General features: G+C 56.8%; 20 protein-coding genes and 1 pseudogene. 14 read left to right on the top strand and 7 right to left on the bottom strand.

The window, feature by feature from the left end; translation table 11 throughout:
• Positions 1 to 59: 59 nt before the first annotated feature.
• Positions 60 to 2,831, bottom strand: coding sequence for a preprotein translocase subunit SecA (gene secA / locus ABLQ08_RS22945; RefSeq protein WP_352946925.1), 2,772 nt, complete (start codon positions 2,829 to 2,831; stop codon positions 60 to 62).
• A gap of 266 nt (positions 2,832 to 3,097) precedes the next feature.
• On the opposite strand from secA, the gene ABLQ08_RS22940 reads away from it, so the two are divergent.
• Positions 3,098 to 3,976: a peptidylprolyl isomerase gene (locus ABLQ08_RS22940; RefSeq protein WP_352946923.1), complete on the top strand. Its 879-nt coding sequence runs from the start codon at positions 3,098 to 3,100 to the stop codon at positions 3,974 to 3,976.
• Between the two features lie 279 nt (positions 3,977 to 4,255).
• On the opposite strand, the pseudogene ABLQ08_RS22935 reads toward ABLQ08_RS22940, so the two are convergent.
• A pseudogene (locus tag ABLQ08_RS22935) lies at positions 4,256 to 4,760 on the bottom strand (isochorismatase family protein).
• A gap of 288 nt (positions 4,761 to 5,048) precedes the next feature.
• On the opposite strand from ABLQ08_RS22935, the gene argJ reads away from it, so the two are divergent.
• From argJ to ABLQ08_RS22920, 3 genes are all read left to right on the top strand, one after another.
• Positions 5,049 to 6,290 carry a bifunctional glutamate N-acetyltransferase/amino-acid acetyltransferase ArgJ gene (argJ, locus tag ABLQ08_RS22930; RefSeq protein ID WP_352946922.1) on the top strand — a complete coding sequence of 414 codons (1,242 nt, stop codon included), beginning with the start codon at positions 5,049 to 5,051 and terminating at the stop codon, positions 6,288 to 6,290.
• Between the two features lie 78 nt (positions 6,291 to 6,368).
• Positions 6,369 to 6,770: an 8-oxo-dGTP diphosphatase MutT gene (gene mutT / locus ABLQ08_RS22925; RefSeq protein WP_352946919.1), complete on the top strand. Its 402-nt coding sequence runs from the start codon at positions 6,369 to 6,371 to the stop codon at positions 6,768 to 6,770.
• 52 nt (positions 6,771 to 6,822) lie between these two features.
• A complete protein-coding gene (locus tag ABLQ08_RS22920; protein WP_352946917.1) occupies positions 6,823 to 7,029 on the top strand; it encodes a Flp family type IVb pilin in 207 nt (68 codons plus the stop codon).
• 47 nt (positions 7,030 to 7,076) lie between these two features.
• Here ABLQ08_RS22920 and ABLQ08_RS22915 read toward each other — a convergent pair whose 3' ends face one another.
• Positions 7,077 to 7,964, bottom strand: a complete 888-nt coding sequence (locus tag ABLQ08_RS22915; RefSeq protein ID WP_352946914.1) for a methyltransferase domain-containing protein — start codon at positions 7,962 to 7,964, stop codon at positions 7,077 to 7,079.
• A 184-nt stretch (positions 7,965 to 8,148) separates the two neighbouring features.
• On the opposite strand from ABLQ08_RS22915, the gene ABLQ08_RS22910 reads away from it, so the two are divergent.
• The 4 genes from ABLQ08_RS22910 (at position 8,149) to ABLQ08_RS22895 (ending at position 10,711) form a co-directional block, all read left to right on the top strand.
• Positions 8,149 to 8,916, top strand: a complete 768-nt coding sequence (locus tag ABLQ08_RS22910) for a ComF family protein (protein WP_352946911.1) — start codon at positions 8,149 to 8,151, stop codon at positions 8,914 to 8,916.
• A gap of 110 nt (positions 8,917 to 9,026) precedes the next feature.
• The gene (gene grxC / locus ABLQ08_RS22905; RefSeq protein ID WP_352946908.1) at positions 9,027 to 9,284 is read left to right on the top strand and encodes a glutaredoxin 3; all 258 of its coding nucleotides are present in this window, start codon (positions 9,027 to 9,029) and stop codon (positions 9,282 to 9,284) included.
• A gap of 48 nt (positions 9,285 to 9,332) precedes the next feature.
• The gene (locus ABLQ08_RS22900; RefSeq protein WP_352946906.1) at positions 9,333 to 10,187 is read left to right on the top strand and encodes a carbon-nitrogen hydrolase family protein; all 855 of its coding nucleotides are present in this window, start codon (positions 9,333 to 9,335) and stop codon (positions 10,185 to 10,187) included.
• Positions 10,184 to 10,711 carry a DUF1178 family protein gene (locus ABLQ08_RS22895; RefSeq protein WP_352946904.1) on the top strand — a complete coding sequence of 176 codons (528 nt, stop codon included), beginning with the start codon at positions 10,184 to 10,186 and terminating at the stop codon, positions 10,709 to 10,711. The genes ABLQ08_RS22900 and ABLQ08_RS22895 overlap by 4 nt, the downstream gene beginning before the upstream one ends.
• A gap of 80 nt (positions 10,712 to 10,791) precedes the next feature.
• Here ABLQ08_RS22895 and ABLQ08_RS22890 read toward each other — a convergent pair whose 3' ends face one another.
• The 3 genes from ABLQ08_RS22890 to ubiG all read right to left on the bottom strand — a co-directional run bounded on the left by ABLQ08_RS22890 (position 10,792) and on the right by ubiG (position 12,980).
• Positions 10,792 to 11,298, bottom strand: a complete 507-nt coding sequence (locus ABLQ08_RS22890) for a hypothetical protein (protein ID WP_352946903.1) — start codon at positions 11,296 to 11,298, stop codon at positions 10,792 to 10,794.
• A 225-nt stretch (positions 11,299 to 11,523) separates the two neighbouring features.
• On the bottom strand, positions 11,524 to 12,219 hold the full coding sequence (locus tag ABLQ08_RS22885; RefSeq protein WP_352946900.1) for an alpha/beta fold hydrolase: 696 nt from the start codon (positions 12,217 to 12,219) through the stop codon (positions 11,524 to 11,526).
• A complete protein-coding gene (gene ubiG / locus ABLQ08_RS22880; protein WP_352946898.1) occupies positions 12,219 to 12,980 on the bottom strand; it encodes a bifunctional 2-polyprenyl-6-hydroxyphenol methylase/3-demethylubiquinol 3-O-methyltransferase UbiG in 762 nt (253 codons plus the stop codon). The genes ABLQ08_RS22885 and ubiG overlap by 1 nt, the downstream gene beginning before the upstream one ends.
• Positions 12,981 to 13,171: 191 nt before the next feature.
• On the opposite strand from ubiG, the gene ABLQ08_RS22875 reads away from it, so the two are divergent.
• The 6 genes from ABLQ08_RS22875 (at position 13,172) to clpB (ending at position 22,698) form a co-directional block, all read left to right on the top strand.
• Positions 13,172 to 14,422: an aspartate kinase gene (locus ABLQ08_RS22875; RefSeq protein WP_352946897.1), complete on the top strand. Its 1,251-nt coding sequence runs from the start codon at positions 13,172 to 13,174 to the stop codon at positions 14,420 to 14,422.
• A 72-nt stretch (positions 14,423 to 14,494) separates the two neighbouring features.
• Entirely contained in the window at positions 14,495 to 16,762 is a 2,268-nt protein-coding gene (gene ptsP, locus ABLQ08_RS22870) for a phosphoenolpyruvate--protein phosphotransferase (protein WP_352946895.1), read from the top strand.
• A gap of 50 nt (positions 16,763 to 16,812) precedes the next feature.
• The gene (gene prfA, locus ABLQ08_RS22865) at positions 16,813 to 17,886 is read left to right on the top strand and encodes a peptide chain release factor 1 (RefSeq protein ID WP_352946892.1); all 1,074 of its coding nucleotides are present in this window, start codon (positions 16,813 to 16,815) and stop codon (positions 17,884 to 17,886) included.
• 2 nt (positions 17,887 to 17,888) lie between these two features.
• Complete coding sequence (prmC, locus tag ABLQ08_RS22860) at positions 17,889 to 18,755, top strand: peptide chain release factor N(5)-glutamine methyltransferase (protein WP_352946889.1); 867 nt, start codon at positions 17,889 to 17,891, stop codon at positions 18,753 to 18,755.
• Between the two features lie 362 nt (positions 18,756 to 19,117).
• Positions 19,118 to 19,882: a DUF4167 domain-containing protein gene (locus ABLQ08_RS22855; RefSeq protein ID WP_352946886.1), complete on the top strand. Its 765-nt coding sequence runs from the start codon at positions 19,118 to 19,120 to the stop codon at positions 19,880 to 19,882.
• Positions 19,883 to 20,100: 218 nt separating this feature from the next.
• Positions 20,101 to 22,698, top strand: a complete 2,598-nt coding sequence (gene clpB / locus ABLQ08_RS22850) for an ATP-dependent chaperone ClpB (protein WP_352946883.1) — start codon at positions 20,101 to 20,103, stop codon at positions 22,696 to 22,698.
• A gap of 86 nt (positions 22,699 to 22,784) precedes the next feature.
• Here the strand turns inward: clpB and ABLQ08_RS22845 are convergent, their stop codons facing one another.
• Complete coding sequence (locus ABLQ08_RS22845; RefSeq protein WP_352946881.1) at positions 22,785 to 24,761, bottom strand: M23 family metallopeptidase; 1,977 nt, start codon at positions 24,759 to 24,761, stop codon at positions 22,785 to 22,787.
• Positions 24,762 to 25,437: the final 676 nt, after the last annotated feature.

Raw genomic sequence — 25,437 nt, 5'->3', positions numbered from 1 at the left:
AAAAAGGCCAGCCCATGCTTCGGGCCGGCCTGTTTTCTCTCGATTTTGTCTCGTCTTGTTTAGACGAGTGCCCCGTGGCAGTGCTTGAATTTCTTGCCGGATCCGCATGGGCAAGCTTCGTTGCGGCCGACCTTGCCCCAGGTTTCCGGATTTTCCGGGTCCCGTTCAACCGCTGCGGTTTGCTGGGCATCTGCAAGCGCCATCTCGTCTTCACCCGTCAGAGGGTTGATGTGATGGGCGTGCATTTCCGGCTCTTCCGGCATCTGCGGCGGCTGCTCGGTGACGAGCTCGACGCGCAGAAGCTGTGCCGTCGTCATCTGACGCAGCTGAGCCAGCATGGATTCGAACAGGGTGAAGGCTTCAGTCTTGTATTCCTGCAACGGGTCGCGCTGGGCATAGCCGCGGAAGGCAACGACAGACCGCAAGTGATCCAGGTTCGACAGGTGTTCGCGCCACAGATTGTCCAGGGTCTGAAGCAGGACGGCCTTTTCCACCTGACGCATGATGTCCGGTGAATATTTGGCGACTTTCTGCGCCATGGCTTCATCTGCGGAACGGCGCAAGCGGTCCTTGACTTCCTCTTCTGCGATGCCTTCCTCGTCCGCCCATTCCTTGACCGGCAAATCAAGGTTCAGGTACTTGCGAACCTCTTCCTGCAAACCTTCCGTATCCCATTGTTCGGGATAGGCCCGTTCGGGAATGTGATTTGCGACCAGGTCATCAACCACATCGTGGCGCATGTCGGTGACAGCATCCTGGATGGCATCGCTGTCCATGAGCTCGATGCGCTGCTCGAAGACGACCTTCCGCTGGTCGTTCATCACGTTATCGAACTTGAGCAGGTTCTTACGAATGTCGAAGTTACGGGCCTCGACTTTCTGCTGCGCCTTTTCCAGTGCCTTGTTGATCCAGGGATGAATGATGGCTTCGCCTTCTTCAAGGCCGAGTTTCTGCAGCATGGAATCCATGCGCTCGGAGCCGAAGATGCGCATCAGGTCGTCCTGCAGGGACAGGAAGAACTTGGAATGACCCGGGTCACCCTGACGGCCGGAACGGCCGCGCAGCTGGTTGTCGATGCGCCGGCTTTCGTGGCGTTCAGTGCCAATCACGTAAAGACCGCCGGCTTCAAGAGCCTTCTTCTTCAACTCTTCAACTTCGGAGCGGATCTGGGTCTCACGCGCGGACCGCTCTTCACCTTCCGGCAATTCTCCGAGTTCCATGGCGATCTGCATGTCGGCGTTGCCGCCAAGCTGAATGTCCGTACCGCGGCCGGCCATGTTGGTTGCGATGGTCACGGCGCCAGGCAGGCCCGCCTGGGCAACGATGAAGGCTTCCTGCTCGTGGTAACGGGCGTTCAGAACCGCGAATACCTTGGACTTGCCGTCGTCTTTTTTCTGCGCGGCGGCGAAAGCTGCCGGATTGCTGAGATCGATCTGCTTGTAGCCGTGCTGTTTCTTCAGAAGTTCGGCCAGGAGTTCGGACTTCTCGATAGACGTGGTGCCGACCAGAATTGGCTGGCCGCGCTCCTTGCAGTCATCGATCAGTTTGACGATTGCGTTGAACTTTTCCTGAACCGTTCTGTAAACCTCGTCATCGTCGTCGAGACGGCTGACAGGCAGGTTGGTCGGAATTTCGACGACTTCGAGCTTGTAGATGTCGGCAAATTCATCTGCTTCCGTGGAAGCGGTGCCGGTCATTCCGGCGAGCTTGCCGTACATGCGGAAGTAGTTCTGGAACGTGATCGACGCGAGCGTCTGGTTTTCAGGCTGAATACGGACCTTTTCGCGCGCCTCAAGTGCCTGGTGCAGCCCTTCGGAGAAGCGCCGGCCCGGCATCATGCGCCCGGTGAATTCGTCGATGATCACCACTTCGTCGTTGCGGACGATGTAGTCCTTGTCGCGCTGGAACAGTTTGTGTGCTTTCAGCGCCTGCTGGAGATGGTGAACGATGGAGACGTTCTCCACATCGTAGAGTGAGTCGCCCTTCAGGAGTTCCGCTTCACTCAAGAGCCCTTCAAGCCGTTCGTTGCCTGCTTCGGTGAATGTGGCCGAACGGGCTTTCTCGTCAAGCTCGTAGTCTTCTTCAGTCAGTTGTGGAATGAAGGCGTCAACCGTGTTGTAGAACTCGGAGCGGTCTTCAAGCGGGCCGGAAATGATCAGGGGCGTTCTTGCCTCATCGATCAGGATCGAATCGACCTCATCCACGATTGCGAAGGAATGACTGCGCTGAACCATCGACTCACGGTCATGCTTCATGTTGTCGCGCAGGTAGTCGAAACCGAACTCGTTGTTGGTGCCGTAGGTCACATCGGCTGCATAGGCTTCACGGCGTTCCTCGTCGGAAAGACCATGCGTGATGCAGCCGACGGTCAGGCCCAGAAACTTGTAGACCTGGCCCATCCACTCGCTGTCGCGTTGGGCAAGATAGTCGTTCACCGTGACCACGTGGACGCCGTTGCCGGCAAGAGCGTTCAGGTAAACCGGGGCAGTTGCCACCAGCGTCTTACCTTCACCCGTACGCATCTCGGCGATCTGGCCGGAATGCAGGACCATTCCGCCAATAAGCTGAACATCGTAGTGCCGCTGCCCCAGGGCGCGGCGGGCTGCCTCGCGGACCGTCGCAAATGCGGGGGCGAGGATGTCGTCGACGCTTGCGCCATTCTTGAGTTTTTCGCGGAATTCATCCGTCCGGCCGCGCAATGCCTCATCAGACAGCGCCTGCGTTTCTGCTTCCAGGGCGTTGATCTCGTCAACCTTTGCCCGAAATGCCTTTACCTTCCGGTCGTTCGCCGACCCGAATATCTTACGTGCTAATGCGCCAAGGCCAGCCATGTGGCGGTCCTTCCCTACCAGGCAGCGCCAACTGGCAATCTGGCGCCCGCCCATGAAATCGTCTCAATTGCTGTCCACGTTGCCGCCAAGCGCAACGCGCTGGCCGGTAATGCGGCCGAAAAGATGTCATCCCAGCCCACAAGCAGGGACGCCCGACAGATAAGAGGGGGCTGAATGCTTGTCAACGTCGCTGGAATAGGCAAAGTAGCCCCGCCCTCGTAAATGGGGGCAAATAAATTACTGTTCCTATACGTAAAGGACTTCTCATGTTCCGAATTTCGATGCGCAGGCCGGCCCAGGCGCTTGCCGTTTCTTTCCTGGCCATGACGCTCGGATCTGCTTCGCTTACAGCTGCCGAACCCGGAGATGTGGTTGCCAAGGTCGGCAATGCGGAGATCACGGAAGCCGATATTGCTTTTGCCGCCAATGACCTCGGACAGGAATTGCAGCGTTTCCCGCCGGCACAATGGCGCCAGATCTTGCTTGATGTGGTTGTCGACATGGAGCTTCTGGCTCAGGCGGCACGTGATGAAGGCATTGACCAGGACCCGGATTTCAAAAAGCAGTTGGAATTCCTGGAGCTTCAGGCGCTGAGAAATGCCTATCTCGCCCAGAAGATCGATGGTGCGATCTCCGAGGAAGACCTTCAGGCGGCCTATGACAAGCAATTTGCCGATTTTGAAGGCCCGGAAGAAATCAGTGCCCGTCACATTCTGGTGAAGGACAAGGCAGAAGCCGAAGCCTTGATCAAGGAGCTCGATGAAGGTGCGGATTTCGCCGAGCTGGCGAGGGAAAAATCAACGGGTCCATCCGGCCCGAACGGTGGCAATCTCGGTTACTTCGGCAAGGGCCAGATGGTGAAGCCGTTCGAGGAAGCCGTGTTCGCACTTGAACCCGGGTCCTACACTAAGGAGCCGGTTGAAACGCAGTTCGGCTGGCATATCATCAAGCTTGAAGACAAGCGAACTCAGGAAAAGCCGGCACTGGAAGCCGTTGCAGGCAATTTGCGTCAGCAGCTGATCCGGGATCGCTATGAAGCCAAAATGGCTGAACTCAAGGATGCCATCGCGGTCGAGATTCTCGATGAAGCTCTGGCGGCCGCTCCAGCAGACGGGGAGACGGCAGAGGGCGAGAAGACCGAATAGGATTTCTTGCTCCTGAAATCGATTGACCCGGCAGCCGCAAGCTGTCGGGTTTTTCGTATAAACCGGTCGCTGGATCCTGATCGCAGACGAAAGCGCCCACAGTCCAGAGTAGGAGGTTGGCAATTCCAGTAGCAAGACGGCGTTTTCGGTCTTCGGCGTCAACGTTGACGGGCCCTGCCGATGATACGGGGCCAGGGCCATATTGCTGGTCGCACCGTCTGGTGATCGCAAGACAGACGACCTGAAGCACGGTCGATTGCAAAACGCTTGCGAAAAAGATCACCTGGCGAGCAAAGGGATGATCTCAGCGAGGGGCAGGAGATCGGCATATTTCTGTTCCATGTCGAACAAATTGGCCCGGTGTGGTTCCATCGCCCGGTCGCCAACACAGTCTGTGGCGACGATGGTTTTGAAATTGTAGCTCATTGAATCAACGACTGTCGCCCTTACGCAGCCCGATGTGGTGCAACCTGTAACGATCACGGTATCGACGCCGCGACCAATGATTGGTTCCAAAAAACGCCGAAGGCTGGGTTTTGCGAACCACATAATCGCCAGGTTCGGGCGAAAGCGCATCCACGATCTGGCTTGCATGTGCGTTTTCTGTGAGCCTGGCCAGATGGGGTGACTTCAGACAGAACACGCCTTTGTCCGCTCCGTCGTCCGCATAGACGACCCGGCTATAGGCAAGCGGAACATTCGCTCTGCGGGCTGCGGGCAGCAATCTGGCGGTGTTCTCGACTGCCTCGCCGATATTGCCACCGCCGAATTGTTCCGGATCCATAAAGCCGTTGACAAAGTCGACAACAATCACCGCGGACTTGCGGCCGAAGCCGCTTTTGCCGCCATATCCCTGGCGCTTGTAAATCTCCAGTTCGGAAGAGGTATGTGTCATCTGAACTTCCGATTGCTTCCGTGAAGGCTGCTGTGAACGTTGAAGATGAAGCCCCATGGTATAAAACATGATAGCCGGGCTCTGTCCCGGCCAGAATTCCCCACTTGAAAAAGCTTGCGCTTATTGTGTCCTTGGGGCTAGGGACACCTGTTTCAATAAAACTCCGGACCAGTACCGATGTCGACGACCGTTTCCCCCCTTGCGCCAAAATCCTATCCGGATATGCCGGAAATCGAAGGCGTTCAGTTCGCCACTGCAGAGGCCGGTATCAAGTACGCAGGCCGAACCGATGTGCTGTTGGTAACTGTTTGCGAAGGCACATCCGCTGCGGGTGTCTTCACGCAATCAAAATGTTCCTCGGCACCGGTAGACTGGTGCAAGGACATTCTGTCGGGTGGCAAGGCGCGCGCGCTCCTCGTGAACTCCGGAAATGCAAATGCCTTTACCGGCAAGAAGGGCAGGGCCGCGGTAGAGCTGTCCGCCGATATCGTTGCCAATTCGCTGGAATGCCCGAAAGATGAAATTTATCTTGCTTCCACCGGCGTGATCGGCGAACCGCTGCCGGCGGAAAACTTCGCCAATGTCATTGAAGAGCTGAAAACCAGGCAAGACGGTGCTAACTGGCTGGATGCAGCCAAGGCGATCATGACAACCGACACCTATCCGAAAGTGGCGACAAGCACGATCGAGCTCGACGGCGAAACAGTAACGATTAACGGTATCGCCAAAGGGGCAGGGATGATCGCTCCTGATATGGCGACCATGCTTTCCTTTGTCTTCACCGATGCCGCCATCGCACCGGATGTCCTTCAGGATCTGCTGAGTGGAGAAACAGGCGGCAGTTTCAATGCCGTGACCGTTGATAGCGATACCTCAACATCGGATACGGTGCTTCTCTTCGCGACCGGAACCGCGGCGCAAAAAGGTGTTGCGCCGGTGGCGACGCTTGACGATCCGCGCGTATCCGTTCTGCGGGCTGCGCTTGGAGACGTCATGCTCGATCTGGCACATCAGATCGTCCGTGACGGTGAAGGCGCGCGGAAATTCGTTGAAGTGCGAGTTGAAGGTGCCGAAAGCGATCCATCCGCCAAGAAGATCGCGCTTTCGATCGCCAACTCACCGCTTGTGAAAACCGCGGTGGCAGGAGAAGACGCCAACTGGGGCCGGGTGGTGATGGCTGTCGGCAAGGCTGGGGAGCCTGCGGATCGCGATCGGCTGGCCATCTGGTTTGGAGATATCCGGGTCGCCGTCGAAGGTGAACGGGACCCTGATTACAGTGAAGAGGCTGCCTCCGCGGTCATGCAGCAGGAAGATATCGTTCTTCGTGTCGATCTTGGTCTGGGGAACGGCACTGCAACGGTTTGGACGTGCGATCTCACCAAGGAATATGTTGCCATCAACGGTGACTACCGTAGCTAGCGTCAGTGAATTTCGGACGGAATTCGATCCTGTTTGCTTAATGAACTGTCTGCAGGCGTCTTTGAATTGGACACATACATGACCAAGATTGTTCTCGTTGCGGCATGCGCACTTGTCGATGCCGACGGGCGTATCCTTTTGGCACAGCGACCGGAAGGAAAATCGATGGCAGGACTGTGGGAGTTTCCGGGAGGAAAGGTCGAAATCGGTGAACGACCGGAAGAAACCTTGATCCGCGAATTGCAGGAAGAACTCGGAATCGAGGTTAACGAAGCGTGTCTGGCGCCTTTAACATTTGCCAGTCACTCTTATGAAGATTTTCATCTGCTCATGCCACTTTTCATCTGCCGTAGATGGAATGGTGTGCCGACGGGTCAGGAAAACCAGGCTCTGAAATGGGTCAGGGCCGTCAGGTTGAGGGATTACCCGATGCCAGCGGCTGACGAGCCTCTCATTCCACATCTCATGGAGGCAGTTTGATTCGCTCGGAATTCGAGGTGCCGGCGATCGGGGAGTGATTGAGTTGGTGACGGTGTCGAAAAGCTACAAATCAATCAAGCGCACTCTCACCTTGCTCATCAAGGACGAGCGGGGCGCCACGACCATAGAACTTTCCCTTATCGTGGCGATCCTTGGTACCGTTTTGATAGCGGGACTCGGGTCGATCGGTGAGACGATGCGCGACGATATTTTTGGTCGTATCGTCAGTATCCTGCAATCCGTGGATGAGTCTGCTTAGGCCGAATCCGTCATTCTGTTCTGTCACGTTCGGGCTGATCAAACAGATCAAAGCTTCTGTTCTTTTGCACCAAGAGCTTCCGCGAGGCTGGCCTTTGCCGAGCCGGGGCGGAGCGGTTTTTGCTGACTTTCATGCGGTGCCCAACCTGACAACGTCACGAGAGCGAATGTCGCTCTGATCCGGCCATCCGGGTCGGAATGATTTTCTGCATATAGCTCAGCCGCGCGAAACAGCACCCGTCGCGAAATCGGCGTTCTGCTTCGGTCTTTCAAGATCGAGGTTGCCCCCATGGCACGCAAATCGTTCAGAAGCGCGAACATGGTGTCGTATCTCACGGTAATCGTATCCAGGTCTGTTACTGGAAGCGCAAAACCGGCGCGCTGCAACAGGCTGCCAAGATCGCGTGTATCGGCAAATGGCAGCACCCGGGCAGCCGCACCGCCCCTGATCTCCAGTTCGGCCCTGGTGAGACTGTCGCGCAATTCGGTAAGCGTACCAGCCCCCGGCAGCGTCGCCAGGAAGAACCCGTCGGGAGCAAGTGCGCGGCGGATCTGGATCAAAGTGCCAGGCAAATCATTGACAAACTGGAGCGTCAGCGCCGAAACGATGAGATCAACGGACTGATCACCGAGCGGCAGCAAGGCATCGTCGCAAACAAGATCAGGAAGTGGCAGATTGGGGTCTGCAACCTGCAGATCTGCCCGGAGCACTCGTCCGGCCTTACCTGCATTCACAATCGCTTGCGTGACCAGACCAGTATGTCCACCGAGATCGACGGCAGTCCCGAAAGTTCGATTGATCAGCAGCAGGCGCTCTTCCAGATCGACAGCAACGGCCCTGAGCAGAAAGTCAGCTCCGGGCTTTGCCGCCTTCAAGGCGCGATGACGGCGGATGCGGAATAATGAACGGTCGAACAGGTCGGGTTGGACGGACACTTTGCACTCGGATTTGCGCGAAAACTTGACGTTCACATATGGTATCTGAAGCCGAAGGTCAAAGAGCGTTGGCGGGACTGATGGCTCTTGTTTGTTCCGCATGTGGTGGTACCGCATCTTGAAAATGCGCTATCTTGCTTCGCGGAGAATAATTGAGGTTGGTTTGCGGGTCACTGCCAGAAACATGACAGCAATTCCACGGGCATTTGCACGCCTGACCCTGGACTTTCTGCTGCCGCTAAGATGCGTTAGCTGCACTTCCACCGTCGGTACGCCGGACAGCTTGTGCCCGGATTGCTGGCAGAAAATGAGTTTTATGGAAAAACCCTGGTGCGAGCGCCTTGGAACCCCATTTTCCTATGATGTTGGGGAGGGAGCCTGGAGTCCGCAGGCAATTGCCTCACCACCGATATTCGACAGATTGCGATCCGTTGCCTTTTATGATGGGCCGGCACGGGATCTGGTGGTGGCACTCAAGTTCTTCCGCCGGAGGGAGCTTGCAAGGCCCATGGGGCTCTGGATGTGCCGGACAGGCAGTGAAATCCTGCGGGAGGACAGCCTCATTGTCCCGGTGCCGCTGCACTGGATGCGTCTTTTGTCTCGGCGGTTCAACCAGTCTGCCGATCTTGCCCGTGTGATTGCGCGTGAATGTGGAGGCCAATTTGAACCCGGCCTGCTCAAGAGGCGCAAGAAAACCCGCCGGCAGGTTGGCCTGTCGGCAAAGGCGCGGCAGAAAAACGTTCGGTCCGCGTTCTGTATCGACCCGGAACGCATAGGTCAGATTCAAGGACGTCACGTCGTTTTGATCGATGATGTGATTACAACCGGGTCTACGATTGCCGTCTGCAGCAAAACCTTGCTGTCCGCGGGCGCCGCATCTGTTGATGTGCTCACATTTGCGTTTGCAGATACTTCAAATAGATCCGGCTCGGCCTCGCCTGACGAACCATGATGCTTCTTATCCCTTGAGTTTCGGCATGGCGCACGCATATAACGCCGGGATTTTGCCGGAATGGCCGTGAGGTGTCCGGCTGAGCCAGTTGAATGAAGGGATCGATTTGAATGGCCAAGGTGGAAATTTATACGCGTCAGCTCTGTGGGTTCTGTACAGCTGCCAAGCGCCTTCTGGACAAAAAGGGCGTTTCCTATACCGAGTTCGACGCGACTTTTGACAATGGCTTGCGCAAGGAAATGTTGCAGAAGGCCAATGGACGGTCGACGTTTCCGCAGATCTTTGTCGGGAAAACACATGTCGGCGGGTGCGACGAACTGCATGACCTGGAGCGGTCCGGAAAACTGGACGGTTTGCTTGCATCCTGATTTAGTGTCCTGAAATCTCGAATGACCAATCAGACATAAGGCCAGAGAATGCCCTCGTTTACGGCAGCATGCGTTCAGCTTCGAAGCGGCAGGACCATTTTGGAAAACGCTGAAAACGCCGAAGCCCTGATACGGGCCGCCGCCGGAGAGGGAGCCGATTACGTTCAGACCCCGGAAATGTCGAACCTGTTGGTTCGCAGCCGGGAGGAGCTGTTTGAGCGGATCCCGCCGGGTCAGGAAGATCTCTTTTTGACCAGGGCGAAATCGTTGGCAGCCGAACTGGGGATCTATCTCCATCTCGGTTCGCTGGCGATTTTGCGGGAGAACGGTAAAGTCGCCAATCGGGCATTTCTGATAGCGCCGGACGGAAAGATAGCCGCCAGCTACGACAAGATCCATATGTTCGACGTGGACTTGCCGAATGGCGAAAGTTGGCGGGAATCTGCAACCTACGAACCAGGAACTCAATCCGTGGTCGCGGATCTGTCCATTGCCAGACTAGGAATGGCGATCTGTTACGATATCCGTTTTCCTGCGATCTTCCGCATGCAGTCCCGTGCCGGGGCGCAGGTGCTGACGGGTCCGGCTGCGTTCACGCGGCAGACTGGCAAAGCCCATTGGCATGTGCTACAGCGCGCCCGCGCCATTGAAAATGGTGCCTATGTGATTTCGGCCGCGCAGGGCGGCACCCACGAAGACGGACGGGAAACCTATGGGCACAGCCTTGTCGTCGATCCATGGGGCGTGGTGATTGCAGAACTGGCGAATGACGAACCCGGTTACGTTCTGGCTGAAATCGATATCGAAAACGTGGCCAAGGCGCGTGCGCGGATACCTGCTATTGCCAACGAGCGGGATTTCAAGCTCTTGCGTATCGAGGCGCTGAAGGAGATGCCTGCGTGATCAAATACACGCTTGTTTGTGAAGCTGCTCACAGCTTTGAAGGCTGGTTCCGCAATTCCGGCGACTTCGAGGCTCAGGTTGACCGCAAGCTCGTCGTCTGCCCGATGTGCGGTGCGACCGATGTCAGGAAGGGGCTCATGGCTCCCGCCGTTTCGACATCCAGAAAGCGCGAGGCGTTGTCTCCAGTGGCAAAGGCCGAGGCTGAAGCACCTGCCGAAGATTCTGAAACGAAAAATGAAGCGCCAGCTCCGGCAAGCGCAACGCCGATGCAGCCTTCCGCGTTGTTACCGGAAAATCTTCGTCAGAAGGAAATTGTCGAGGCGTTGCGGCTGGTACGCGCGCGTATCGTTGAGAATTCGGAAAATGTCGGGTCGAATTTTGCTTCTGAAGCCCGAAAAATACACTACGGCGATGCCGAAGAGCGGAGCATCTACGGAGAAACGACGCTCCAGGATGCGGAAGAACTCCTTGAGGAGGGCATATCCGTACTGCCCTTGCCAGAGCTTCCAGACGACAAGAACTGAGCGACCCTGAAGTATGCATCACGCGCTGTGGCGTGATGCGATTTTTGTAGTTTTTCCAAGAAACGCAAATCTTTCAAGCGTCAGCGCTTGGTGCCGGCTGCCGCCTTCCGGCGCGGCTTTGGTTTTGCGGTTTGTGTTTCCTGCAATGTCTCTTCAGCCGCCTTGCTGAACTCCGTGACATTTTCCATCGCCGTTTCGTTGAACTCTTCGACGACAGCGGCGTTTTCAGTGAAGCTGTCCCTGAACAGGGTTGCCTGTTTTTCGAAGTGCTGCTGATATTCCGTTGCCATCCTTGAGTAGAAGTTCTGCAACGTCGCCACGGTTTCTTCAGGGGCGACACACTGGCTCAGGGATTTTGCGCATTCAAAATCTTCATGAATCCGGTGACTGACGAATTCCATGTGGTCGTCAAAGGCTTTTTCTGCCTGGGACCACATTGTTTCTCCCATTTTCTGAAAACTGGCGATTGTTCTGGCTTCCATCCGATCCTCACGTTCCGCATGGGTCCAGTTTGAAAAAGCCGGCATCGGCCAATCAGTCATCATCGCGCTGATATCGAATGCACCTGAATTGCGCTTTGTAGGCATGAGAAATCCTCCGCTATCCGTCTGTCATGCTGTGGCCGGCCTGAACTAATGATTCATGTCGGCGTGTCGCTCAGTACACCTGCGAGAAGTCGGCGTGGGGTCCAGTTCCGGTGAACGGACCGCGCCTAAGTTGACGTAACTGTAGCCTGCCCGCAAGGCGGATCTTTGACAGGGATCAAAGAAGTGAAAAGATCTCTTCGAGAATCGCGGAAAATGTCGTCCGGATTACTTTGCGTTCAAAAAGTCCGTCAGCACATAGGTAACTTCTTCGGGAGCTTCCAGGGTCGACAAATGGCCGCAATCTGCAATCACGGACAGCTCACTCCCGGGGATGTGCCGATGGATTTCCCGTGCCACGTCTACAGGGGTCAGCCGATCTCCATCGCCGACCATTACCAGGGACGGACAGGAAATCTCGCCAAGTCGCGGCCGGGAGTCCCGACGGCCGAACACCGCCGTCTGCTGGCGTATGAATGCCTCTGCCCCGGTTTCCCGCGCCATGTCGACAACGGCTGATTTCAGGGTTTCGTTTTCTTCGTTCCTTTCGTGAACAAAGCCTGGATAGAGAAGGTGCGGCACTTTGCCGAACCCCTTTTTCCGGGTGAGCTCGATCAGAAATTTCCGTCTTTTGGTCTGCTCGGCAGTATCGGCTCGCGGATTTGTGTTCAGCAACGCGAGCTTCGAGACCCGTTCCGGTGCCTCTCTCATGATTTCCATGGCGACGTAACCGCCCATGGACAGGCCGATCAGGGAAAAGCGTTCGGGTGCCTGTTCCAGCAGATGCGCCGCGATGTCGGTAATGCTGTCGTGGTCGCGGTGATTGGCAACCATGATCGGCCGGTCCGCAAAGGCTGCGATTTGCGGCGCAAAGAGGGCCTCGGTACATAAGAGACCCGGAACCAGGACGATCGGATCACCCATCAGGACGAGGTCACCCGTTCAGCGAGCAGCATGTAGTTGACATCCATGTCGCGCGACTGGCCCCAGGTGTCGGTCAGGGGGTTGTAGCTGACACCGGACCGGTCAATGATCTTGAGGCCTGCAGCCTTGACCGGTTCTTCGAGTTCGGCGGGTTTCACCAGCTTTTCGTAAGAGTGGGTTCCCTTTGGCAGCCACCGCAGAACATATTCCGCACCGACTATGGCAAGTGCATAGGCTTTCAAAGTGCGATTGATGGTCGCAATAAACATCAAGCCGCCCGGGCGGACCATCTGGCTGGTCGCCTCCATGAACAGCGGCACGTCGGCAACGTGCTCCACGACTTCCATGTTCAGGACGACATCGAAAGTTTCACCGGCCGCGGCCAGGCTTTCCGCTGTTTCGGCCCTGTAATCGATCTCCAGACCGGAACTCTCCATGTGGAGCTTCGCGATCTTGATGTTGGTTTCGGAGGGATCGGCGCCCACCACTTCGGCTCCCAGTCGGGCCATGGGCTCGCTCAGCAGGCCGCCTCCGCACCCGATATCCAGAAAGCGCAGTCCCTTGAATGCATCAGCCGCCTTCGGGTCCCGCCCGAAATGGCGGCAGACTTCCTGCTTGATGTAGGCGAGCCGGACAGGGTTGAACTTGTGCAAAGGCTTGAAATCCCCGGTTGGATCCCACCACTGTTCGGCCATAGCCGAAAAGCGTGCGACTTCTTCGCTGTCGATCGTGCCGGTTGATTGTTGAGCCTTGTCTGTCATCGGACGAACCTTTCGTTCAGTCGAACGGCGTGATGCTGTGCCGCTTTGTCTGTTACTTGCAGTCGATCCAAGGTCTGAGTTCATTTGTCAAGAGTTCCGGTTGCAGCAAAGGAACGCAGCCTGTATGCATGTGCGCCGATCCATCCGGAGCGTCTGGCGCTTCATGACACGATAAAAAGATTACGAGTGGTATGGCCCGACTGGTTTTAAAATTTGGTGGGACTTCGGTTGCCGATCTGGATCGCATCCGCAATGTCGCGCGCCATGTGAAACGGGAAGTGGATGCCGGTCATCAGGTTGCGGTCGTCGTATCGGCCATGGCCGGACAGACCAACAAACTGGTGCAATTCTGCCGCGAGGCCGCGCCTCTGCATGATGCGCGGGAATATGATGCGGTGGTTGCCTCCGGTGAGCAGGTGACATCCGGCCTGCTGGCGATTGTGCTTCAGGACATGGGTGTCAATGCCCGGTCATGGCAGGGTTGGCAGGTGCCGATCAAGACCGACGAGAATCACGGCGCGGCGCGCATTAGAGAGATCGAGGGCGATTTCCTGACGGAGCGGCTTGAGCAGGGGCAGGTTGCCGTGCTCGCCGGTTTCCAGGGCATGTCACCAGACAATCGCATTGCGACGCTGGGCCGTGGCGGTTCCGATACGAGTGCCGTTGCCATCGCGGCGGCGATCAAGGCGGATCGTTGTGATATCTATACCGATGTTGACGGTGTTTACACGACCGACCCGCGCATTGTGCCCAAAGCGCAGCGCCTTGAACGCGTTTCCTTCGAGGAAATGCTCGAAATGGCGTCACTTGGCGCGAAAGTTCTTCAGGTGCGTTCTGTCGAAATGGCGATGGTGCATGGTGTGAGGACATTCGTGCGCTCCAGTTTTGACGATCCGGATGCACCGCAGGTCGGCGAAGACGGCCTCCCGATTGGTACTCTAATTTGCGACGAGGATGAACTCGTGGAACAGCAAGTTGTCACCGGCATTGCATATGCCAAGGACGAAGCTCAGATCTCAATCCGTGACGTGGCTGACAAGCCGGGTGTTGCGGAATCCGTATTTGGACCACTGGCGGATGCCCACATCAACGTGGACATGATCGTCCAGAACATTTCGCCGGACGGAAAAACCACGGACATTACCTTTACCGTTCCCGAGGGAGACTTCGAACGGGCCAAAAAGGTGCTGGTGGACAACCGGGAAGAGATCGGTTTCCAGAACCTTGAGGGTGCGACGGACGTTGTTAAGGTATCCGTCATCGGTATCGGAATGCGGTCTCACGCAGGTATCGCAGCCCAGTGCTTCCGTGGCCTGGCTTCCAAGGGGATCAACATCCGGGCGATCACAACCTCGGAAATCAAGATCTCCGTCCTGATTGATTCTGCGTATGCGGAACTTGCAGTGCGGACTCTCCATTCGCTATACGGGTTGGACGGATAGTCTATCCGGCAAGCCGGCTCTGATGTTAACCTGAGTCGGAGCTTGTCCAAAGCGGGATAAAACGGGGGCGCAATGCGCAGCAACCTAGCCGGACCGCGCCTATTGCTCCGCAGGCTCCGCGAAGTCATGGCGGAGCCGATCACGGCGCAAGAGCGACTCGACAAGATTGTGGTGCTGATCGCATCCAACGTCGTCGCCGAAGTGTGCTCGGTTTATATTCTGCGTGCCGACGGCGTTCTTGAGCTTTATGCCACGGAAGGGTTGAACCGGGAGGCGGTTCACAACGCCTCATTGCGCGTTGGGCAAGGTCTGGTCGGGTTGATTGCCGCCGAGGCGCGTCCCCTCAACTTGCCCAATGCAAGTGCACATCCCGGATTTACCTATTTGCCCGAGACGGGTGAAGAAGCCTACAATTCGTTTCTGGGCGTGCCGATTCTGCGGGCCGGCCGCACGCTCGGCGTGCTCGTGGTTCAAAATCAGTCGCACCGCACCTATCTGGAAGACGAAGTCGAGGCACTGCAGACGACAGCAATGGTGATCGCCGAAATGGTGGCAGCAGGGGAACTGGAGGCGATTGCCCAGGAGGCAACAGGACTGGATCTGTCCCGTCCGATCACGGCGACGGGTGTCGGGCTGGCGGAAGGCGTCGGCCTTGGGCATGTGGTTCTGCACGAACCGCGCGTCGTCGTTACCAATCTTATCGCGGAAGACACTGACCGGGAAAAGAATCGCCTGGAAGGCGCGATCAACCGGCTTCGGCTTTCCATTGATGACCTCTTGGCCAGCGGCGAAATTGCAGCGTCCGGTGAACATCGCGAAGTGTTGGAAGCCTACCGGATGTTTGCCTATGACCGTGGCTGGATCCGAAAGATCGAAGAGGCGATCAAGAACGGGCTGACAGCTGAAGCCGCGGTTGAAAAGGTGCAGAGCGATACCCGCGCGCGCATGCTGCGCCAGACAGATCCTTACCTGCGCGAGCGCCTTCACGATCTTGACGATCTCGCACACCGCCTGATCCGCGAGCTGATGGGCCGGGAACACGGCCCGAGCGTGGATGAGCTGCCACAGGACGCCATCATTGTTGGCCGGAACATGGGTGCCGCGGAGCTTCTGGACTATGGCCGAGACCGCATCCGTGGATTGGTTCTAGAAGAGGGCGGACCGACCAGTCACGTGACCATCGTCGCGCGTGCCCTTGGAATTCCGACTGTCGGCCTGGTCGAAGACATCGTGGGAATGGCCGATGGCGGTGATGCAATCATTGTCGATGGCGATACCGGTGAGGTGCACCTGCGCCCTGCGACCGATCTGGAAAACGCCTACGCGGAGAAGGTCCGCTTCCGCGCAAGGCGCCAGGCTCAATACCGGCGCTTGCGCAGCAAACCGTCGGTCACGAAGGACGGTGTCGAATTTTCGCTGCAGATGAATGCGGGGTTGCTGATCGATTTGCCGCATCTGGCAGAATCGGGTGCGGCTGGAGTTGGGCTTTTCCGTACCGAATTGCAGTTCATGGTCGCGTCCTCATTCCCGAGAATGCGGGAGCAGCAGGCCCAATACAGCCAGATTCTGGATGCTTCCGAAGGCAAGCCGGTGACTTTCCGCTCACTGGATATCGGTGGTGACAAGGTTCTGCCGTATCTGCGTTCGATACAGGAAGAAAATCCGGCAATGGGCTGGCGCGCGCTGCGGCTGGGTCTCGACCGGCCGGGTTTGCTGCGAACGCAGATCCGGGCCCTGCTGCATGCCGCCGCGGGCCGCGAACTGAAGCTCATGTTCCCGATGGTGGCTGAGGTTGATGAGTTCCTGCAGGCAAAGGCCCTGGTCGACAAGGAAATCAAACACCTCAGGCAACACGGACATGCAACACCGGAAAATGTTCGCCTCGGGGTCATGGTCGAAGTGCCGTCGCTTCTGTTCCAGCTGGATGAACTGATGGGGTATGTCGACTTCGTCTCTGTCGGCTCAAACGACCTTTTCCAGTTCTTCTGTGCCGTAGATCGTGGAAACACCCGCGTGGCTGATCGCTTCGACACTTTGAGCATCCCGTTCCTTCGGGCCTTGAAATCCATAGTCGATGCAGCAAATAAGGCGCATGTTCCGGTGACCTTGTGTGGCGAGCTGGCCGGACGCCCCCTTGAGGCCATGGCTCTGGTCGGCCTGGGTTACAGGGATCTGTCGATGTCACCTGCAGCGCTTGGTCCGGTAAAGGCCATGCTGCGTACTCTTGATGCAGGGCGTTTGTCCGCACGTCTGCTGCCACGGCTCGATCCGGGGCATGATGACAGCAACATACGCGAAGTGCTGAAGCGGTTTGCTGGCGAGACGGATGTTGCGCTCTAGCGGCGACGTTCGTAACTCATCCAATAAAAGTTCTAGGAGAACCTGCGCGTATGCTGGCGCGTCATAAACTCGATAATCTACTGGACCGGTTTGCCGAACTTGAACACATGATGTCGGCCAACCCCGATCCTGCCGCCTATGTGAAACTGTCCCGCGAGTATGCCGGGCTGGAACCCCTGGTGCAGAAGATCCGTGCCTTGATCAAGGCGGAGGAAGATCTTGCCGGAGCGGAATCGCTGATCTCCGATTCGGACACTGACGCCGAAATGCGTGAACTTGCCGAGATGGAACGCGATGAGCTTTCCGGCAGCGTCGAGCAGTTGACCCAGGATGTTCGCATCGGGTTGTTGCCTAAGGATGTTGCGGACGCCAACGACGCCATTCTCGAAGTGCGCGCCGGTACCGGCGGAGACGAAGCGGCTCTGTTTGCAGGCGATTTGTTCCGCATGTATCAGCGCTATGCAGAGCTTCAGGGCTGGAAAGTTGAAATTCTTTCCGCCAGCGAAGGGGAGGTCGGCGGCTTCAAGGAAGTGATTGCGTCAGTGTCCGGTGACAATGTGTTCGCGCGTCTGAAATTCGAGTCCGGCGTGCATCGGGTGCAACGTGTTCCGGCGACCGAGTCCGGTGGACGTATTCACACTTCTGCAGCGACGGTTGCGGTTCTGCCGCAGGCTGAAGACGTCGATATCGATGTTCAGGAAAGCGATCTGCGCATTGATACGTTCCGGGCATCGGGCGCAGGTGGTCAGCACGTCAATACGACGGATTCCGCGGTTCGCATCACCCACCTGCCTACCGGGATCGTGGTTGCGGTTCAGGACGAACGATCTCAGCACAAGAACAAGGCGCGGGCCATGCAGCTGCTGCGAGCCCGCATTTACGATGAAGAGCGGGAGCGAGCTGCCAGCGAACGCACGGAAGCCCGCCGCCTTCAGGTTGGTTCCGGAGACAGGTCGGAGCGAATCAGAACCTATAATTTCCCTCAGGGGCGTGTGACGGACCATCGCATCGGGCTGACGCTCTACAAGCTGGAGCAGATCATTGCCGGCGAAGGGCTCGGGGAAGTTATCGATGCCCTGATTATGGATCATCAGGCCAACCTGCTGGCCTCTGAAGAAGTCTGATCATGCTGGTCGGTCAGCTCTACCGCCAGGTTCGGGATCAGTTCAGGCGGGCCGGTCTGCCGACGCCTGACCTGGACGCGAAACTGCTGGTCAGTTCGGCGCTGGATATTTCAATCTCTGATCTCGTTCTGAACGAGGCAGATGAAGTCAGCTCTAAACGTGTTGCCCTGGTGTGGGCGTTTGCGGAAAAGCGCCTTGGCGGAATGCCGGTTGGCCGGATACTCGGAGAACGCGAGTTTTATGGCCGCCGTTTCCAGATGAATGCCGCTACGTTGGAACCTCGGCCGGATACCGAGATCCTGGTTGATGCGGTCTTGCAGCGAACCGATCCGGACTGTTCTAATCTGATGTGCGATATCGGGACAGGGACTGGTGCAATCGCAGTTACAATGCTGGCTGAACTGCCGCGATCCGAAATGATCGCGGTTGATTTGTCTGAAGAGGCCCTTGATTGTGCTGCGAAGAATGCGATTGTCCACGGCGTGGGGGATCGTTTCTTTCCCTTGTGCGCGGATTACCTGTCGGCTTTGTGCCAATCTCGGAATGTGTCGCCGGCGAGCGGTCTGGACTGGATCATCAGCAACCCGCCTTATATTCGCACCGCGATTCTGCAAGACCTTTCCCGGGAAGTGATTCAACACGACCCGAAATTGGCTCTCGATGGAGGTGAGAGTGGTCTTGAGGCTTATATCCGTATTGTTACAGATGCCGAGTCTCTTTTGCGGCCAGGTGGGCAAATTGCTTTTGAAATTGGTTACGATCAGGCCGGGGATGTGAAAAAACAGCTGCGTCATCATGGCTTTGGAGCAATTGAAATCATTAAGGATCTCGCGGAGAACGATCGCGTCGTCGTCGCTCGAAAGATGTAATTTCATTGTTTTGACCCAAAGGTGAAAAAGCACTTGGAAATCGCGGCGGAAACGGTTAGGTTCACCTTGCCGAGACCGGAAATGTGATCAGCGTTGAGCGGGGCATACGCATCCGGCGATGTGAGGACAGGCGCAGTTTAAGCGTTGTTGAATCCTTCGCAAATCGGGCTATCCGGTGTTTCGGACTGTCGAAGAAAAAGACAAGCGCGTTGGCCAGTGGCCTTTGACGCGCTGCGTGGGTTTTCAATGACAGCCGCTAACCAGCATTGTTGGTTTCGGTATGTACTTCGTGTCGGTTTTAGGCAATTCCGATGTTGGGTCAGTGAATAGCTGACCGCCGTTCCGTAAGAGAAAACGGCAGGATGAGACCAGGAAATCAAAGCAATAAGCGTATGCGCGGACGGGGCCGCAAGGGACCTAATCCGTTAACCCGGACTTATGAATCTAACGGTCCTGATGTGAAAATCCGCGGCACAGCGATGCATATTGCGGAAAAATATCAGCAGCTGGCCCGTGATGCTCAGGCATCCGGCGACCGTGTGATGTTCGAAAACTACAATCAGCATGCGGAGCACTACCTCCGTATTGTCGCTGCAGCGCAACCGCAACAGCAACCCGCTGCACAGCCTGCGGTTCGCAATGAAACCGAGGAAGGCCAGGACGCAGCCTCTGCAAATGGTGCAGCTCCGGTGAACGGTTCAGAGCGTCCGTCTCAGGACAGGGGGGCTCCGGAAAGAGCACCTCAGGAACGGGCGCCTCAGGAGCGCGCTGCTTCTGCTGAAGGCGAGGTAGTTGATGCCGACAGCCCGCAACCTTTTATCGAAGACATGCCGGTTATCGACCAGGAAGGTCAGGTGAACGGGGCGGGTCAGAAGGCAGATGCCGAAGAGGCGGCTGCTGAAGAAAAGCCGCGCCGTCGCACACGGACACCAAGGGCGAGAACCCCGCGCAGGACATCGGTGGAAGCTGCGAGCGAAGATGCTCCTGAAGCGGCTGCGGAAAGTGCAGAATCTGCAAGCGAGGCGTCGGATGAAGAAAAGCCGAAACCACGCCGCAGAACGACCCGCCCGCGCCGCGCCAAGGCAGCGGAAGAGGCTCCTGCAGAAGCGGCGGTAGTCAGTGAATAGTCAGTTTCAATCAAGCTGAAAACGATAAGACGGCGTCCGGAAGGGCGCCGTTTTTTGTTTGAGTTGAGCTTTTCCGTCGCAGGGCCTTTTGTGATGAAAATGCAACACTATATAGGAGGAGTAGCGCTCAAAGAGGCTGCACGGATGCCCGGGATCGGGGTCTGTATCCAACGACGTTCCCCACGCTTCGGGTGGCGAGGACGGGTAGGAGGTAACGAATGAACTTTGAAAAATACACTGAGCGCGCCCGCGGATTTGTCCAGTCGGCTCAGACTTTTGCGCTTGGTCGGGGGCATCAGCAGTTTTCTCCGGAACATATCCTGAAAGTACTTCTGGATGATTCCGAAGGCATGGCCAGCGGCCTCATTGAACGAGCCGGTGGTCAGGCAAAGGCTCTCAAGGGAGATCTGGAAGGTGTCTTGGACAAGATGCCTAAGGTTTCCGGTGGGGCCGGACAGCTTTATATGGCGCAGGCAACGGCGCGCCTCTTCGAACAGGCTGAAAAAATTGCCGAAAAGGCTGGTGACAGTTATGTCACTGTTGAGCGGTTGTTGCTTGCTCTGGCCATGGACAGCGAGAGCGAAGCCGGAAAGCTGATGAAGCGGCACGGCATCACGCCGAATGCGCTGAATGAAGCCATCAACCAGCTGCGCCAAGGCCGGACTGCGGACAGCGCCACGGCCGAAAATCAGTATGACGCCTTGAAAAAATATGCCCGAGACCTGACACAGGTCGCACGGGACGGCAAGCTTGATCCTGTCATCGGACGAGATGAGGAAATTCGCCGGACGATCCAGGTTCTGTCGCGCCGGACCAAGAACAATCCGGTTCTAATCGGTGAGCCCGGCGTCGGTAAGACTGCAATTGCCGAAGGTCTGGCACTGAGAATCGTCAATGGCGACGTTCCTGAATCACTTAAGGACAAGCAATTGCTGGCGCTCGACATGGGTGCGCTGATTGCCGGGGCCAAATACCGGGGCGAATTTGAGGAACGCTTGAAGGCGGTTCTTTCGGAAGTCGAGGCGGCTGCCGGCAAGATCATCCTGTTCATCGATGAAATGCACACGCTTGTCGGTGCCGGCAAGGCCGATGGCGCCATGGATGCGTCCAACCTGCTGAAACCGGCCCTTGCAAGAGGAGAGTTGCACTGTGTTGGTGCAACCACGCTGGATGAATACCGCAAGCACGTGGAAAAGGATGCTGCCCTTGCGAGGCGCTTCCAGCCCGTGTTCGTAACGGAGCCAACCGTTGAGGACACGGTGTCGATCCTGCGCGGGGTCAAGGAAAAATACGAGCTCCATCACGGGGTCCGCATCACCGATTCCGCCATTGTCTCGGCTGCCTCGCTGTCGAACCGCTATATCACGGACCGCTTCCTTCCGGACAAGGCCATCGATCTGGTGGACGAAGCCGCGAGCCGGCTGAGGATGCAGGTTGATTCCAAACCGGAAGAATTGGACGAGCTGGACCGGCGGATCATTCAGCTGAAAATCGAGCGTGAGGCGCTCAAGGCTGAAAGCGATCAGGCATCCAAGGATCGTCTGGCCAAGCTGGAAAAGGAACTGACCGATCTGGAAGAGCAGTCGCAGGCCCTGACCAACCGCTGGCTTGGCGAAAAGGAAAAGCTGAACCTTGAACAGAAAATCAAGGAGCAGTTAGAACAGGCCCGCATCGATCTGGAGATTGCGCAGCGTCGCGGCGATCTCGCCAAGGCAGGCGAACTTGCCTACGGCGTTGTGCCTGATCTGGAGCGCCAATTGGCAGACGCGGAAGCTTCTGAAGATACCGATGCCATGGTGGATGAAGCGGTTACGCCGTCCCACATCGCTCATGTCGTCTCCAAGTGGACCGGAATTCCGGTCGACAAGATGCTGGAAGGCGAACGTGAGAAGCTCTTGCGCATGGAAGATGTTCTGGCGGGCCGGGTTATCGGTCAGGCTGAGGCTATCCACGCTGTTTCGACAGCTGTGCGCCGGGCGCGTGCCGGATTGCAGGATCCGAACAGACCGATTGGTTCGTTCATGTTCCTCGGCCCGACCGGTGTCGGCAAGACGGAGCTGACCAAGGCTCTCGCCAGCTTTCTGTTCGATGATGACAGTGCAATGGTGCGCATCGATATGTCGGAATATATGGAGAAACACTCTGTCGCCCGGCTGATCGGTGCTCCTCCCGGCTATGTCGGGTACGAAGAAGGTGGAGCCCTCACGGAAGCTGTCCGCCGGCGTCCTTACCAGGTTGTCCTGTTCGACGAGATCGAAAAGGCTCACAGCGATGTCTTCAACGTCTTGCTTCAGGTTCTCGATGATGGCCGATTGACCGATGGTCAGGGCCGGACCGTGGACTTCCGTAACACGTTGATCATCATGACATCGAACCTGGGCGCAGAGTATCTGGTCAATCAGCCGGAAGGACAGGATAGTGATGCGGTTCGCGACGAAGTCATGACAGCCGTGCGCGGGCATTTCCGTCCGGAGTTCCTGAACAGGCTTGATGAGATCGTCTTGTTCCACCGTCTGCAGCGTTCGCAGATGGCGGGCATTGTCAGTATCCAGCTTGAGCGCCTGAGGGACCTGCTGTCTGATCGCAAGATCACCTTGAACCTGGACGATAGCGCTCTCGGCTGGCTTGCCCAGAAGGGATATGACCCGGCCTATGGTGCCCGTCCGCTGAAGCGGGTGATCCAGAAGGACGTTCAGGATCCCCTGGCAGAGAAACTGCTGGCAGGCGACGTTCTGGACGGCCAGACGGTTGACGTTTCAGCCGGTGCCGACAGATTGGTGTTTCAGGTCGAAGGTTCAAGCAGCGCTGCTGCCTGAAGAAACAGCAACCAGTAAGACAAGACGCCCGCGGAATTTGCGTTCCGCGGGCGTCTTGTATTTAAACTGTCCGAGAGAGGTATGACCTAGTTCAGTGCCGCGATCCGGGATGGTTTGCGGGCACGGTCGAGCAGCGTGTCGAGCCGGTGGCGCTCGGTTTCGAAGGTCGCGCGCATTTCGCCTTCCAGGGTTCGGCCCTTGGGAAGCTTGATCCGCATCGGGTCCATATAGCGGCCGTTCACCAGAACTTCGTAATGGAGGTGAGGGCCGGTCGACAGGCCGGTGGAACCGACATAGCCGATAATCTGACCCTGGGTGACGCGAGCACCTTCCTTGACGCCCTTGGCGAAGCCGGTCTGGTGATTGTAGGTCGTGGTGTAGCCGTTGGTGTGGCGCAGTTCGATGCGCCGTCCGTACCCGGAGCTCCACCCCGCCTTGATAACGACGCCGTCTCCGGCTGCCATGATCGGGGTCCCGCGCGGCGCGGACCAGTCAACACCGCGGTGCATTTTGGTGTATTTGTGTATCGGGTGGCGGCGCATGCCGAAACCGGAGCGGAACTTTCCGCCGTTGAGAGGTTTTCTGATCAGGAACTTCTTGGCGCTCTGGCCCGAGGCATCATAGAAGTCGGTGACGCCGTCGTCAGGGGTTCGATAGCGATAAAACTCCCGGGTCGTGTCACCGGTGTTCAATGCGGCGTAAAGGATCTTGGGTCCTGAATTGTCGTCGCCCTCGGTATAAAACAGTTCCAGTGCATCACCGGGCTGGACACGGGCGTTGAAGTCGACATCAAAGGAGAACATGCGCACGAGATCGTTGATGATCTCCTCGGGCATCTCCTGTTCAAGCGCCGTTTGATAGAGACTGTCGTAAATTGCCGGAGTCGGTCCGCCATAAGAAACGCGGTCCGCTTCGGCAAATGCATCCGCGAGGAACGTGCTTGGCTCTTCCGCCTTGATGTAATCGCCGCTGTCCGAACGGGCCACAGTGGCCTCGTGATCAGTGTCTGTGTAAAGACTGACACGTTCCGGTCGCATCCGTTCCAGATCATCGGGCGACGGCGCGTATGCAATGCGAAGCCTCTGGCCTTCCTCCAGTTCGGAAATGCCGAAGAGATTTGCAAAAGCGGACGTGATCGAGGTCGCTTCCGTTTCCGACGCCTCATAATTCAGGAGAAGATCTGCGAATGACTGTCCTGCTGTAACGGGGACAATGCTTTCATCCATACCTGCAAATCGGATCTCCTCATCGCGCTTGGAAACGAAGGAGACGTTTTCGGGTGTGATCCGGACTGCGTAGCGTTCCAAATCAGGTTGCAGGGCAAGGTTGAAATCGAACCGGCCCGGATCGACCAGTGTTTTCGCAGCCATCTCGACAGCATCGATGGACATGGTCCGTGCCGTTTCACGGACACTTAATTCGACTTCGGCCTCGGTCGGGGTCTCGCCCAGGTCAATTTCAGAGCTTGAAGACGGGAACGGGGTCAGGCTGATGCTGACTTCGTTCTCGAGTTTGGCGCCGTAAAGGGAATCGGCGAGGAGAGATGTCGCAGCTTCCGCCGCTGCGCCGGAAATATCGTCTTCGAGATTTTCCGCAAACATGTTGAGTGGATTGAATGCAGGAATCCGGGAAGAAAGTTCCGGGTCGTTGCGTGTTGCTAGGGTTGCGCTGACGAAGACGTGTGGCTGAACCCTGATATTGTCCCTGTCACCGACACGGGAGACGACATTGACGTCAATCACATGCTTGCTTGAATATTCAGTTGCCGTTCGAAGCACCCGGTCGCCCTTGGTGCCGCCACCATTGGAAACCGAGAGCCCATCCAGCAAGGTACCGGAGGACGGAGCAGCTTCGACACTGTACTGACCGTCAAGCGCGGCCATCAGGGCGCCGCCCATCAGCACAAGAGATGTAACGCCGGTCAGAACCGTGCCGGCCAGCCAGCGCAGGGAGACCTGCCTGCGGTCGGCCATGCCACTGCGGCCTTCATATGCACGCAATGGCGGTTCTTCGCCGAGTTCGATGCGATTGGACTGCGTATTATGGAATGGCCCAAAATGCATAAATACCCGTCCGGTCCTTCATACAGCTCTTCAGCAGATCAACCCGTTTGCACAAAGCCGGGGCTTTCAGTTCGGCAGCGCCAAACAAAATGGATCATGCTTCATGCAGCGTTTGAATAAAAAGGTCAATTGTTTCCAACCCGCCAGCCCTGCTTCCGGCGAATGTGACGCATTGCCTAATATCACATTTTGACGGTTCTGTGGTTTCATTCTGCGTGCCCCAAGGGCAACTTTCGAACTGTTGTTTTATGGCGCATATATATGGAGAGGGGAAAGAGGGGCTTTTTCAGGTGAAAAGGCTGGCCTGAATGAAAATCCATAAAATAAACCATTGAAAACACACGAGTTTTTCAAAAAAAGCACGTTCTGTGAATCTTTTTTGACAAACTGTGTTGACTCCCATTCAGGCCATGCGTATAACCGCCTCCATCGACGGCGGCGCCGCCAACACGGCGCTTCTCGCTGTTGGTCGCTCCAGACATCGCAGTCATAAAGGCCTGGTAACGGGTTCTCGACTTGACGTCTTTGGGTGAGGGCTTTTAAGCCAAATGAGGTAAATTCCTCATGTTCTTTGACAATTTGGTTATGAAGGAAGGGAAGCGTAGGCGGCGTTGGCCTTGCGATCCTCGGCGTGAGTTGAGGGTTTTAAGGAGTTACGCAGGTACGCTGATCTTTC

The sequence above is a fragment of the Roseibium sp. SCP14 genome (assembly GCF_040329475.1).
Taxonomy (GTDB): Bacteria; Pseudomonadota; Alphaproteobacteria; order Rhizobiales; family Stappiaceae; genus Roseibium.
The sequence above is the reverse complement of the archived record's forward strand: the minus strand, read 5'-3'. Positions and strand labels throughout refer to the sequence as shown.